We start from the raw sequence: 13205 nt of genomic DNA, 5'->3' as shown, positions 1-13205 counted from the left end.
ACGCCATGCCCGCCGACATCGCGCCGTCGCCGATCACCGCGATCGCCTTGCCGGGTCTCCCCGCCAGCTTGTTGGCGATGGCGAACCCCAGGGCCGCCGAGATCGAGGTCGAGCTATGCGCCGCGCCGAACGGGTCGTATTCGCTCTCGGAGCGCTTGGTGAAGCCCGACAGCCCGCCGCCCTGGCGCAGCGTGCGGATACGATCACGCCGTCCGGTCAGGATCTTGTGCGGATAGCATTGGTGCCCGACGTCCCAGATCAGCCGGTCGTCGGGGGTGTTGAACACATAATGGATCGCGGTCGTCAGTTCGACCACGCCCAGCCCCGAGCCGAGATGCCCGCCCGTCGTCCCCACCGCCGAAATCGTCTCCGCGCGCAACTCGTCCGCCAGCTGGCGCAGTTGCTCGGGCTTCAGGTTGCGAAGATCCGCCGGCGTCGAAACAGTGTCGAGCAGCGGCGTCGAAGGAAGATCAGCCATCGGACCGCCTTACCCCAGCGCCCGGTTCGTGTCGATTGATCGAGTTATCTGAGCCATCTGATCATTGCCGGATATTGCTCGCCGTCATCGGCTGTACGGCGCGCGAGTCCGTAATATTGCAGCATCGGGACGCCCAGGAAGCGGCCCTCGGCGAAATTCTCCAGGATGGCCTGGCCCCCTCCTCGATAGCCAAAGTCATGAAACACCACGCGCGGATCGATCCCCGCCGCCAGTGCTGCTGCATAGGACCAGCCCATCGCGGCCATCTCGTCGCCACCATTGCCGTCAAACTCGCTGACCGTCGGGCGCAGCTCCGGATCGGTCACGGCAATGTGTCCAGCTTCGTGCAGCAAGTCGCCCGGATATTGCAGGCGGTCGGGATCATAAATCAGCCGTCCATCGCGCACCGCGATCGCCGGCAGGAAGCCGTCTTCCGGCAGCGCCGCCGTCTCGACGGCAATGCCGACGCCGCGAATGAAATCGATGATCGTCGCCAGGGTTTCGGCATGCTCCATGGCCCGCGACGATAACCGGACCCAGGATTGACTCCAAGCGCGTTCTGTCAGATATTTCTGTTATGACAGAAATTACCGATGAGTCGAACCAGCTACCTCCTGCAGCGCTCCAGTTCGTGCTGCATTGGGGAGAGATGGGCGGGCAATGGGGCGTCAACCGCTCGGTCGCGCAGATCCATGCCTTGCTCTACCTCAGCGAGCGACCGCTCCATGCCGAGGAGATGAGCGACGTGCTCCGCATCGCGCGTTCCAATATTTCCAATTCGCTCAAGGAGCTGATGGGCTGGAAGCTGATCCGCCGCGTGCCGGTGATGGGCGACCGCCGCGACCATTATGAGGCGGAAGTCGATCTGTGGCAGATGCTGACTCGCATCGCTCAGGGACGCAAGGAGCGCGAGATCGATCCCGCCGTCGCAGCCCTGCGTACCTGCGCCGACACCGCTGCGCGCGACCCGAGAATCGGCCGCGTCGCGCGCCAGCGGATCGACGATATGCGCGACTTCGTGATGACGATCGACGATTGGTACCAGCAGATGATCGAGGTGCCGCCGAGCCGGCTGATGATGCTGATCGGCATGGGCAAGCGCATCCTCGCTTTCCTGCCCAAGGCCAAAAAGGACACCTGAACACAGGGGATCGATCATGGCGACGCTGGCAAACGAGGTGACGGGAGCGGGATATGCGGGATGGCGGCGGAATACCGCCCGGCCGTCAGCCTTTGGCACGAGCCAGTTCGCGCGATTGTTGCCGCCTGGACATTGGAATGCCCTGCCCGCCGCCATCCGCCATCGCTTCGAGCGCAAGGCAACCGCCAGCGCTGCGATCACTTATGCCGGCGAAGTGGTCGAAAGCCGGATGACCGCGGCGGGCTGGCTGTTGGCCCAGGCCGCGCGGCTGATCGGTGCGCCCTTGCCATTGGGGCGCGATACGGGCGTCCCCGCGACGGTCTGCATCACCGAGGATCGCGCCGGACACGGCCAATATTGGAGCCGCCATTACGGTCGCGCCGAAGGCTTCCCGCAAGTCATCCAGAGCGCCAAGCGCTTCGCCGGCCCGACCGGGCTAGAGGAATATCTCGGCCATGGCATCGGCATCGCATTGCGCTTGGCGATCGAGGACGGCGCGCTGTTGTTCGTCGGCGATCATTACTTCCTGCGTCTGTTCGGCGTGCGGCTGCGATGGCCGCGCTTGCTGGCGCCCGGGGAGTTGGTGATCCGGCACCAGGATATCGGCGGCGGGCGGTTCGTTTTCGCGCTCGACCTGATCCATCCGTGGTTCGGCGAACTGGTCCATCAGGTCGCGTTATTCGCCGATCCGATCGAGCGGTGATGGAGAACCGCCCGATCATCGTGTTCGACGCCGAATGCCTGTTGTGCTCCGCCAATGCGCAATTCGTGCTCGACCATGACCGCCAAGGCCGCTTCCTGCTCGCGTCGATGCAAGGAGAAGCGGGCAGCGCGCTCTATCGCCGATTCGGGATCGATCCCGCCGATCCCAACACGCTGATCGTGGTCGACGGCGATCGCGTGCGGCGCGACAGCGATGCGATATTGGCGATCTGGTCCGGGCTTGGCTGGCCATGGCGTGCGGGCGCGATGTTCCGCCTGGTTCCGCGACTGCTGCGCGACCCCGTCTATCGCTGGGTTGCGCGCAATCGCTACCGGCTGTTCGGCAAGCGGGACACATGCTGGTTGCCGGACCCTGCGTTCAGGGATCGGCTGTTGTGAGCCGCATTCTGGTCATCGGCGGCTATGGCGGGTTCGGCGCGCGACTGACGCGACGGCTGATCGCAGCGGGGCATGACGTGCTGGTCGCCGGGCGCAGCGCCGACAAAGCGGCGGCTTTCTGCCGAGGATTGGACCACGCCGAGCCGGTAGTCGCCGATCGCGACCACGGCATTGGCCTCGTCATGGCGCGCCACCGCCCCGATCTGGTGATCGACGCCGCCGGACCGTTCCAGGGCAGCGGATATATCGTCCCCGAAGCGTGCGTGGCGATGAGCATCCCCTATCTCGACCTCGCTGATGCGCGCGATTTCGTCTGCGGGATCGGCGCGCTCGACAGGCAAGCCCGCGTCGCGCGCATCGCGATCATATCGGGGGCTTCGAGCGTGCCTGCGCTTTCCGGCGCCATCGTGCGGCGACTCGCCGCAGACCTCACCCAGGTCGACAGCATCGAAATGGCGCTGAGCGCCTCGAACCGCGCGAGCGCCGGCAAGTCGATCGCCGAAGCGATGCTGAGCTATATAGGTCAACCGGTGCGCTTGTGGCGCGGCAAGCATTGGGAGACGGCGCACGGCTGGCAGGAACTGCGTCGCCAGCCGATGCTGGTGGGGAGCAGCGGGCTTCCTGGCCGCCTTGTCGGGATCGCCGATGTGCCCGATCACGCGATCGTTCCCGACGCGCTGCCCGGCCGCCCCGCGGTGACTTTCCGCGCAGGCACCGAACTCGATTTCCAGATGGCGTCGCTATGGCTGCTCAGTTGGCCGGTGCGCTGGGGTTGGCTCCGCTCGCTGCTGCCATGGAAACGCGGATTGATGGCGCTCTATCGCGCCTCCGCCAGGCTGGGAGGCGACCGTTCCGGCATGACGATCACGCTTAAGGGCCGGCGCGGCGGCGCGGGCATCGAGCGGCGTTGGACGATCGTAGCGACCAACGGCGAGGGTCCCGAAATTCCGACGCTTGCGGCAGAGATTCTCGCCGGACGGATCCTCGCCGGCCAGGTCATACCGGGTGCGCGCCATGCGTGGCACGAGTTGGAGCCGGACGATTTCGAGCCCCTGTTGGCTAGACTGGCGATCCAGCACGAGACCGTTGAGCGGGCGCTGCCGCCGCCGCTTTATCAGCGGCTGATGGGCGAGCGCTTCGGCGACCTGCCGCGGCTGGTCCAGGTGATCCACAGCGTCAGCGGCGACGGCGGTGCGGCGGGCGAAGGGGCGGTCGAGCGCGGCCGACGCCTATTGGCCCGGCTGCTCGGCGGGCTGATGGGCATGCCGCCAGCGGGCAGCTATCCGCTCCACGTCGGCTTTGCCGAGCGCGACGGGCGCGAGACCTGGACACGCGATTTTGGCGGAAACCGCTTCAGAAGCGAACTGAGCGCGCGAAAGGGGCTGGCAGTAGAGCGCTTCGGCCCAATCCGCTTTGCCTTCGCGCTTCCGTCGGACGGCGACGGACTGAGGATGGAGTTGCGCCGTTGGAGCGTCTTCGGCGTGCGGCTGCCCCGCTTGCTCGCACCGCGGATCGACGCGCGCGAATGGCAGGAGGGCGATCGTTTCCGCTTCGCCGTCGCGGTGTCCGCACCGCTCGCCGGGCGCATCATCCGCTATTCGGGCTGGCTACAGCCGTTGGACGAAGCCGTGCCGACAGCCGCCGAGCGACGGGCACCCGAGATGCCGACAAAGATCGTCGGATCAAGCAGGAACGGACTTGCGGCCGAATGATCAGGATGGGCGGCCCGTCGCCGGACCGCCCCCCTCATCCGTTACCTAAGCGATCGGCTGCGCGATCAACATCTGCTCGTGATCGACCGAAACCTCGCCCTTGATGAACGCCAGCAAATCGGCGTTGAATTTCTCGGGCAAGGTCTCGGCGAGGCCGTGGGGCGCGCCATCGTAGATCTTGAGCGTCGCATTCGGCAGAATCTTGGCCGATTTCAGCCCAGCTGCGGCGATCGGTACGATCTGGTCGTCGCTACCATGGATCACCAAAGCCGGCACCGCGATCTTCTTGAGATCCTCGGTATAATCGACTTCCGAAAATTCGTGGACGCAGTCGTAATGGCCCTTGAGGCCGCCGAGCATGCCCTGCAGCCAGAAATTCTCACGCAGCCCTTCCTGCACCGTCGCGCCGTCGCGATTGAAGCCGTAGAACGGCATCGACAGGTCCTTGTAGAATTGCGCTCGGTTGAGCGTACCCGCGCGGATACCGTCAAACGCCTCGATCGGCGTGCCTTCGGGATTGCTGTCGCTCTTGAGCATGATCGGCGGCACCGCGCCGACCAGTACGATCTTGGCGACACGATCGGTGCCGTGGCGCCCGCAATAATGAGTGACCTCGCCGCCACCGGTCGAATGGCCGACCAGGATGATGTCGCGCAGGTCGAGTTGCTCGATCAGTTCCGCGAGGTCGTCGGCATATTGTTCCATATTGTTGCCGTCCCAGGTCTGGGACGAACGGCCATGGCTGCGGCGGTCATGCGCGATCGTGCGGAAACCCAGATGCGCAAAATCGACCAATTGCCGGTCCCATGCTTCCGACGACAAAGGCCAGCCATGCGAAAACAGGATCGGCTGACCCGACCCCATATCCTGATAATATATTGTGGTTCCGTCGCGGGTAGTGATCGTCGCCATGACTGCCTCCTGTCGAATCGCCCGCCCCGGCCATTTTTAGAATGCCATCGAACCGTCCAACAGGCGAGCCCGCAACCCGATGCGGACGCAAAAAAGGCGGCCCGTTGCCGGACCGCCCCTTCTGATCTTTGGCCGGATCGCCGAAGCAATCCGAAGCCGCTCGCGTCTTAGCGCTTCGAGAACTGGAAGCTGCGACGCGCCTTGGCGCGGCCGTACTTCTTGCGCTCGACGGTGCGGCTGTCGCGGGTCAGGAAACCCGCGCGCTTGACCGGGGTCCGCAGGATCGGCTCGAACTTGGTCAGCGCCTGGCTGATGCCATGCTTGACCGCGCCGGCCTGGCCCGACAGGCCACCGCCCTTGACGGTGCAGATCACGTCATACTGGCCTTCACGGCCGGCGACACCGAACACCTGGTTGATCACCAGACGCAGGGTCGGACGCGCGAAATAGACTTCCTGGTCGCGGCCATTGACCGTGATCTTGCCCGTGCCCGGCTTCAGCCAGACGCGCGCAACGGCGTCCTTGCGGCGGCCGGTCGCGTAAGCGCGGCCGAACTTGTCGAGTTCCTGCGCGCGCAGCGGCGCGGTCTGGACCGGCTCGTCGATCTTGCCTTCGAGATACTCTTCGGCACGCTGTTCGGCGGCAGCTTCGGCGGCCTCACCCTGCTGCTGCAGGACAGTGCCGAGATCGGAAAGCGACTGGCGCCCGTCGGTGTTGTTGGTGTCGACCATTATGCGCCCACCTTGTTCTTCCGGTTCATGCCGGCGATGTCGAGGACTTCGGGGTTCTGGGCTTCGTGCGGATGCTCGCTACCCTTGTAGATGCGCAGGTTGCGCATCTGATCGCGACCCAGCGGGCCGCGCGGGATCATCCGCTCGACGGCCTTTTCGAGCACGCGCTCGGGGAAGCGACCCTCGAGCACCTTGCCCGCGGTGATCCCCTTGATGCCGCCGGCATAGCCGGTGTGCTTGTAATAGATCTTGTCGGCCAGCTTCTTGCCGGTGAACTTGATCTTGTCCGCGTTGATGACGATGACATTGTCACCGCAATCGACGTGCGGGGTAAAGCTGGTCTTGTGCTTGCCGCGCAGCACATTGGCGATCACGACCGCAGCGCGGCCGACCACCAGATCGGTGGCATCGACGATGTGCCACTTCTTTTCCACCTCGTGCGGTTTGACCGACTTGGTGGTCTTCATCAGCGCCTTCATGGGCTGTTGACCTTCCGGTTATGGCGTTAAAAACAAACGCGCGGCCCGTCACCGAGCCGCGTCCGTGGCGGGCAAATGCCGCCGGACCCCGCGAAAGTCAAGCAAAACCGGGCTTTTGCTGACGGGTATTATGATACCGGAGCGAGTTACGCGCCGCGGACCTACCCTGTCATGTCCCTGACCCACGCCGCGACCGCGTCATCGACCGCGACAGGCCAGCGTTCGATCACGGGCAGGTCATAGCTGTGCAGCTGGCCGATCCGCGCCGCCACCTGCGTCGCCAGCTCGATCGTCGTCTTGGCGGTCATTACCGTTTCCGCCGCTTCCTGGGTCACATCCTCCCAGCGATAGATCGAGGTGACCGGCACGAGCGAGGTGCACGCCGCCAGCCGTTCTTCGAGCAGCTTGCGCGCGACCAGTGCGGCTTCGGCGGGATCGCCGAAGCTTGACTGGACGATAGCTATGTCGGTCATGCGCGCCTCCTGCCGATGGCATGCGCTCCCCATACCACGCTGACCAGCAGCAACGCGCCAACCAATTGGTGGAACGCGGCTAACGCGATGTTCACCTGGGTCATCACCGTCGCGATGCCGAGCAGGATCTGGATGCCGAACGCGCTGTGGATCGCGATCGAGGCCGGGCGATCGACCTTCTTCACCGCGCGGGCCAGCACGACCAAAATCGCGACCACCACCCAGGCCCACCAGCGGTGAATGAAATGGACGATCGCGGGATCCTCGGTCAGCAGTTGCCCGAGCGATTCGCCCGACTGGCTGGCGCCGGGGAAGAAGGTCGAGAAGGCCCCGGTCATCCCCGGCCAGGTGTCGCTGACCAGCCCGGCGCGCAGCCCCGCCATCAGCGCACCATAGAATAATTGCACGAACAGGATGACGCCTGCGGCGAGACCCAGTCCGGTCAGGCGCGCCGGCAATGCCCGGCGATCACGCGCCAGCGCCTGCAGGTCGAGCGCGGTCCAGACGATGCCGGCAAGCGTGAACAAGGCGGTCAACAGATGCGCGGCGAGCAGCAACGGTGCCACCTCGGTCCGCACCGACAATCCCGAGCGCACCATGATCCAGCCCAGTGCGCCCTGTAACCCGCCGAGCGCGAACAAGGCGACCAGCCGCCACCAATAGCCGCGCGGGATCTGCCGCCGGATCGCGAACCACAAGAGCGGCAGCGCGAACGCCATGCCGATCACGCGGCCGAGCAAGCGGTGGATATATTCCCAGAAGAAAATGCTCTTGAACCCGGCCAGCGTCATGCCGGCATGGATCGCCTCATATTGCGGGATCTTACGGTAATTGGCGAACTCGGCCTGCCATTGCGCATCGGTCAGCGGCGGGATGATGCCGGTCAGCGGCTTCCACTCGGTGATCGACAGACCCGATTCTGTCAGGCGCGTGATGCCGCCGACCACGACGATCGCGACGATCAAAACGGCGACGCACCACAGCCAGGCCGCGATAGCGCGCGGACGCTTCCGATTGGGAGAGAAGGAATTCATCGCGCGCCATTATCCGGTCGTGTGCGCGTTGTCGAAGCGGATATGGTGGCCTCGCCGCTACCCCCCCAACCGTCATCCCCGCGAACGCGGGGACCCATCTCCGACGAGCGCAACAAACACTGCTGGCGCAATGGTGGAGAGTGCACGAGATGGGTCCCCGCGTTCGCGGGGATGACGTGATTGGAATTGGCTGACGCACCTCTGAATCCGCCGCTCGACGGACTTAGTGCGAAAACTCAGTTCGCGGTCGTCCGCGCGCTCTGGCCGTCGCCTTCGGGCGCGGCGACGATGTCGCGGGTGGTGCCGCCCTTGTCGACGATCTTAGTGTCGGGGTCGCCGGCGTCCGAGCGAATGCCCGGGCTGGCCGAATCACCGCCGGCAGAATCGAGCGTGCCGTTCTCGGCCTGGCTGCGCGGCGCCGGGCCGCCAAACAGAGCGTCGAGCGCCTGCGCCGACGGGTTATTGTCCTGCGGGCGAGTCACGCCCGGCTGTGGCGGCTGAAGCGAGAAATCGGGCGGCACGACCAGCGGCTGCGCGCGCGCGACGGCATATTCGTCAGGACGCGCGCGGTCGAACCCGCGATGGCCGCATCCGGCGAGCAACAAAGCAACGCCCGCCACGGCTACAATCGGCACAACCTTACGCATTCGATTTCTCCACGTCCGCTCCATCCTCTCGCGGCTTGTCGCGCACCAAAAGTGCCCGCGCGAGCAGGATGAGCACACCCACCGTAATCGCAGCGTCGGCAAGATTGAAGTTCAAAAACGGCGACCATGCGCCGAAGTGCAGATCGGCATAGTCCTGGACGTAGCCCAGCCGCACGCGATCGAGGATATTGCCGAGCGCGCCGCCGGCGATCATGCCGAGCGCGAACTGGTCCTGGCGATTGCGCTCGCGCCACATCCACACCAGCACCGCGACCGCGATCGCTCCGGTCATCCCGACCAGCAGCCAGGTCGACGCCGCGCTGTCGGCGCGCAGGAAACCCAGCGACACGCCGTGATTATGGACGTTGCGCAGGGTGAAGATCGGCAGCACGATCCGCTCATCGCCTTCATAGGTCAGCCCGATCGGGCCGATCACCAGCCATTTGACGAGCTGGTCGAGGATGAAGAGCGATAGCGCGCTGATCAGCCCGATCTTGGGCAGTTTCCAGGTCACGAGAGAACTCCGGTGCAACGATCGCACAAAGCGCCGTCCGCCGTTACTTCGGGCAGGAGGCGCCAACAGCGACCGCATTTGTGATAGTCGGTGCGCGCGACCGCCAGCGGCCCCTTGCTCACCTTGGCGACGATGAACGCCTCGGCGAGATCGGCGGCCGACAGCGGCATTTCGGGCACGGTGACCTCGGCCTCGAGGCTCGAGCGGATCACCTTGTCGCGGCGGAACGGCTCGATCGCTTCGGTCACTTGCGCGCGCAAGTCGCGGAGCCCGGTCCATTCGGTCGCGACGACCTTATCGGCGGGGATCTTGGGCAAATCGGGCCATTCGAGCAAATGGACCGAGTCCGCGTCGGGGAAGCGCGCCTGCCACGCTTCCTCGGTAGTGAAGACCAGGATCGGCGCGGCGTAACGAACCAGTGCGTGGAACAGGATATCGAGCACGGTGCGATAGGCGCGGCGCTTCAGATCCGTCGGCGCGTCGCAGTAGAGCGAATCCTTGCGGATATCGAAGAAGAATGCCGACAGATCATCCTGCGCGAAGTCGGTCAGCAGGCGCAGATAGCGGTTGAACTCGAATGCATCGGTCGCCGCCTTGAGCTCGACATCGAGCTTGCCGAGCAGGTCGAGCACATAGAGTTCAAGCTGCGGCATGTCCGCGGGCGCGACCCGCTCGTCCTCGCTGAACCCGTCGAGCGCGCCGAGCAGATAGCGGAAGGTGTTCCTGAGCTTGCGATAGGCGTCGCTGGTCGTCGCCAGCACTTCCTTACCGATCCGCACGTCCTCGAAATAATCGACCGACGCCACCCACATGCGCAGGATGTCGGCGCCCGATTCCGAGATGATCTTGAGCGGGTCGACGACATTGCCGAGGCTCTTGGACATCTTGCGGCCATTGCCGTCGAGCGCAAAGCCATGCGTCAGCACCGCGTCATACGGCGCGCGCCCGCGCGTGCCGCAGCTTTCGAGCAGCGACGACTGGAACCAGCCGCGATGCTGATCCGACCCTTCGAGATAGAGGTCGGCGCGCACGCCCTCCCCGTACCGCGCCTCGACGGTGAAGACATGGGTCGAGCCCGAATCGAACCACACGTCGAGAATGTCGTTCTGCGGCTCGAAATCGTCGAGCTTGTAGTCGGGGCCGAGCAGCGCCTGATGGTCCGCGGTGAACCAGGCATCGGCGCCGCCGGACTCGAACGCCTCGACGATGCGATCGTTGACCGCCGGGTCGCGGAGATATTCGCCGGTCGCGCGATTGAGGTAGAGCGCGATCGGCACGCCCCAGGCGCGCTGGCGGCTGATCACCCAGTCGGGGCGGCCTTCGACCATCGAGCGGATGCGGTTCTGGCTGCGCTCGGGCACCCAGCGCGTGCGCTCGATCGCGTCGAGCGCAACTTCGCGCAGGGTCGGCCCGTTGCCCACGGCATGACCGATCGACGGCGCGAAGCCGGCGAGGTCGCCCGGCTCCGGCAGGTCGATCGCGACCGCGGCGGCATTCGCGCTCTTCTGCGACTGGTCCATCGGGATGAACCATTGCGGCGTCGCGCGGAAGATCACCTTGGCCTTGGACCGCCAGCTATGCGGATAGCTGTGGGCGAAATCGTCCGACGCGGCGAGCAACGCGCCTGCCTCGCGCAAGTCGTTGCAGATCGGCCCGTCCGAGGCGACGAACTTCTTATTGATGACGCTGCCCTGCCCGCCCAGCCACAGCCAGTCGGGGCGGTAGAAGCCCGCGCCGTCGACCGCGAACACCGGATCGATGCCGTGCGCCTTGCACAGCAGGAAATCGTCCTCGCCATGGTCGGGCGACATATGGACGAGCCCGGTACCCGCGTCGGTGGTGACGAAATCGCCGGCCAGGAACGGACGCGGCTTGGCGAAGAACCCGCCGAGCTTGTGCATCGGGTGGCGCGCGACGGCGCCGGCAAGGTCGGAGCCCTTGATCGGTTCGCCGGCGCGATCCCATTTGAAGGTTCCTTGCGGACCGAGGTGCTCAAGCGTTTTCTGCACCCGGTCCAGGAAAGGGATCATCAGTTCCCGTGCGACCAGAAACTTCTTGCTCGCGAATGGGCAAGCCAGGTCGTTGTCATCGCCATATTCGACGACAACGTATTCAACCTCCGACCCATAAGCCAAAGCCTGATTGACCGGGATCGTCCACGGCGTGGTCGTCCAGATCACCGCGTGAGCGCCGACCAATTCAGGCGCATTGGGCGCCTCGGTGATCTCGAACGCGACGTCGATCTGGGTCGAGACCACATCCTCATATTCGACCTCGGCCTCGGCCAGCGCGGTCTTTTCGACCGGCGACCACATCACCGGCTTGGCGCCGCGATAGAGCTGACCGCTTTCGGCGAACTTGAGCAATTCGCCGACGATCGCCGCCTCGGCATCGAACTTCATCGTCAGATAGGGATCGTCCCAGTCGCCCATCACGCCCAGGCGCTTGAACTGCTCGCGCTGCACCTCGACCCATTTGGCGGCATAGGCACGGCATTCGGCGCGGAACTGGTCGACCGGCACCTGGTCCTTGTCGAGCTTCTTGTCCTTATATTGCTTCTCGACCTGCCATTCGATCGGCAGGCCGTGGCAGTCCCAGCCGGGCACGTAAGGCGCGTCCTTGCCGAGCAGCGACTGGCTGCGGACGATGATGTCCTTCAGCACCTTGTTCATCGCATGGCCCATATGGATGTCGCCATTGGCGTAGGGCGGGCCGTCGTGAAGGATGAAGCGCTTGCGCCCGGCACGTTGTGCGCGGAGCTTGCCGTACAAATCCTCGCTCTCCCAGCGCGCGAGAATCGCCGGCTCCTTCTGCGCGAGGCCGGCCTTCATCGGGAAGTCGGTCTTGGGCAGGAAGACGGTGTCGCGATAATCCGCGGTGCTGGGCGTTTCGTCAGTCATAAGCCGGCGGGCATTAGCGTGGGAAATATCTCACGTCACTACAAACTCCCCTCCCTGCAAGGGAGGGGCCGGGGGGTGGGTGGCGAGCGCAGCGAGCTCCCTTCGGTCGCACCCACCCCTAACCCCTCCCTTACGGGGAGGTGGACAACATTTGCCGCGCCGTCGCCACATCCTCGGCCATCTGCGCCATCAGCGCATCCATGCTATCGAACTTCGCCTCGGGCCGGATGAAATCGACCAGTTCGACCTCAATCGTCTGGCCATACAGATCGCCGGAGAAATCGAAGAAATACGGCTCGAGCAATTCCTTCGGCGGGTCGAAGCTCGGCCGCACGCCCAGGTTGGCCGCGCCGTCTACCACGCGCCCGCCGGGCAAATGCCCGCGCACCGCATAGATACCGAACGCAGGGCGCAGATAATTGGCCATGTCGATATTCGCGGTCGGGAAACCGAGCGTCCGCCCGACCTTGTCGCCATGCTGGACCACGCCCTCGATCGTATAAGGCCGGGTCAGCAGCCGCGCCGCTTCGCGCGGATCGCCGGCGCGCAAGGCCTCGCGGATACGGGTCGAGGACACCGTCTCGCCGTCGAGCTGGACCGGCGCTATCGTGTCGACGGTGAAGCCGTGGCGCTCGCCCAATTGCCGCATCAGCGGTATGTCGCCGCTGCGCCCCTTGCCGTAGGTGAAGTCTTCGCCGGTCGACACGCCGGCGACGCCGAGATGCTCGACCAGACATTGACCGACGAATTCCTCCGCCGAGAGCCCGGCAAGCGCCGCGTCGAATTCGAACACGTACATCGCATCGACACCCGCCGCCTCGAACAAGCGCGCGCGCTGGTCCATGCTGGTCAGCCGGAACCAGGGACTGTCGGGACGGAAATAGCGCATCGGATGCGGGTCGAAGGTCGCGACGATCGCGGGACGGCCCGAGGCGCGAGCGCGCTCCACCGCGCGGCCGACCACGGCCTGGTGCCCCAAGTGAAATCCATCGAAATTGCCGAGCGCGACATAGCCCCCGCGAAACCGCTCGGGCACCGTCGAGCCGCCGGAAAGCCGCTCCATGGCGGGTGCCTATAGGGGCG

The 13205-nt window shown here is 65.1% G+C and carries 15 protein-coding genes; 4 read left to right on the top strand and 11 right to left on the bottom strand.

The window, feature by feature from the left end; translation table 11 throughout:
* Window positions 1-478 (bottom strand): 1-deoxy-D-xylulose-5-phosphate synthase N-terminal domain-containing protein (locus tag AC1DSD_RS16230; protein ID WP_478031539.1); only part of this gene is annotated, 478 nt, incomplete at its 3' end.
* A gap of 44 nt (window positions 479-522) precedes the next feature.
* Entirely contained in the window at window positions 523-993 is a 471-nt protein-coding gene (locus AC1DSD_RS16225) for a hypothetical protein (RefSeq protein ID WP_478031538.1), read from the bottom strand.
* Between the two features lie 62 nt (window positions 994-1055).
* Here AC1DSD_RS16225 and AC1DSD_RS16220 point away from each other — a divergent pair, with 62 nt between their 5' ends.
* The 4 genes from AC1DSD_RS16220 to AC1DSD_RS16205 are packed head-to-tail and all read left to right on the top strand — an operon-like array spanning window position 1056 to window position 4432.
* Window positions 1056-1619 carry a GbsR/MarR family transcriptional regulator gene (locus AC1DSD_RS16220; protein WP_478031536.1) on the top strand — a complete coding sequence of 188 codons (564 nt, stop codon included), beginning with the start codon at window positions 1056-1058 and terminating at the stop codon, window positions 1617-1619.
* Between the two features lie 16 nt (window positions 1620-1635).
* Window positions 1636-2322 carry a DUF4166 domain-containing protein gene (locus AC1DSD_RS16215; RefSeq protein ID WP_478031534.1) on the top strand — a complete coding sequence of 229 codons (687 nt, stop codon included), beginning with the start codon at window positions 1636-1638 and terminating at the stop codon, window positions 2320-2322.
* Window positions 2322-2720, top strand: coding sequence for a thiol-disulfide oxidoreductase DCC family protein (locus AC1DSD_RS16210; protein ID WP_478031533.1), 399 nt, complete (start codon window positions 2322-2324; stop codon window positions 2718-2720). Before AC1DSD_RS16215 ends, AC1DSD_RS16210 begins: the two co-directional genes overlap by 1 nt.
* Entirely contained in the window at window positions 2717-4432 is a 1716-nt protein-coding gene (locus AC1DSD_RS16205) for a DUF4166 domain-containing protein (RefSeq protein ID WP_478031532.1), read from the top strand. Before AC1DSD_RS16210 ends, AC1DSD_RS16205 begins: the two co-directional genes overlap by 4 nt.
* Before the next feature lie 45 nt (window positions 4433-4477).
* Here the strand turns inward: AC1DSD_RS16205 and AC1DSD_RS16200 are convergent, their stop codons facing one another.
* The 9 genes from AC1DSD_RS16200 to AC1DSD_RS16160 form a co-directional block, all read right to left on the bottom strand.
* Complete coding sequence (locus AC1DSD_RS16200) at window positions 4478-5344, bottom strand: alpha/beta fold hydrolase (RefSeq protein ID WP_478031531.1); 867 nt, start codon at window positions 5342-5344, stop codon at window positions 4478-4480.
* Between the two features lie 167 nt (window positions 5345-5511).
* Window positions 5512-6075, bottom strand: a complete 564-nt coding sequence (gene rpsI, locus AC1DSD_RS16195; RefSeq protein WP_478031530.1) for a 30S ribosomal protein S9 — start codon at window positions 6073-6075, stop codon at window positions 5512-5514.
* Window positions 6075-6554, bottom strand: a complete 480-nt coding sequence (gene rplM / locus AC1DSD_RS16190) for a 50S ribosomal protein L13 (protein ID WP_478031529.1) — start codon at window positions 6552-6554, stop codon at window positions 6075-6077. Before rplM ends, rpsI begins: the two co-directional genes overlap by 1 nt.
* A gap of 161 nt (window positions 6555-6715) precedes the next feature.
* Complete coding sequence (gene cutA, locus AC1DSD_RS16185; RefSeq protein WP_478031528.1) at window positions 6716-7027, bottom strand: divalent-cation tolerance protein CutA; 312 nt, start codon at window positions 7025-7027, stop codon at window positions 6716-6718.
* Complete coding sequence (locus AC1DSD_RS16180; RefSeq protein ID WP_478031526.1) at window positions 7024-8061, bottom strand: COX15/CtaA family protein; 1038 nt, start codon at window positions 8059-8061, stop codon at window positions 7024-7026. The genes cutA and AC1DSD_RS16180 overlap by 4 nt, the downstream gene beginning before the upstream one ends.
* 236 nt (window positions 8062-8297) lie before the next feature.
* Window positions 8298-8708, bottom strand: coding sequence for a DUF3035 domain-containing protein (locus tag AC1DSD_RS16175; protein ID WP_478031524.1), 411 nt, complete (start codon window positions 8706-8708; stop codon window positions 8298-8300).
* A complete protein-coding gene (lspA, locus tag AC1DSD_RS16170; RefSeq protein ID WP_478031523.1) occupies window positions 8701-9222 on the bottom strand; it encodes a signal peptidase II in 522 nt (173 codons plus the stop codon). Before lspA ends, AC1DSD_RS16175 begins: the two co-directional genes overlap by 8 nt.
* Window positions 9219-12122, bottom strand: a complete 2904-nt coding sequence (gene ileS / locus AC1DSD_RS16165) for an isoleucine--tRNA ligase (RefSeq protein WP_478031522.1) — start codon at window positions 12120-12122, stop codon at window positions 9219-9221. Before ileS ends, lspA begins: the two co-directional genes overlap by 4 nt.
* Window positions 12123-12252: 130 nt before the next feature.
* Window positions 12253-13185: a bifunctional riboflavin kinase/FAD synthetase gene (locus tag AC1DSD_RS16160; protein WP_478031521.1), complete on the bottom strand. Its 933-nt coding sequence runs from the start codon at window positions 13183-13185 to the stop codon at window positions 12253-12255.
* Window positions 13186-13205 lie beyond the last annotated feature (20 nt).

It is taken from the genome of Sphingomonas sp. P4_D12, from assembly GCF_056401895.1.
This window is presented reverse-complemented; position numbering and strand designations above follow the sequence as displayed.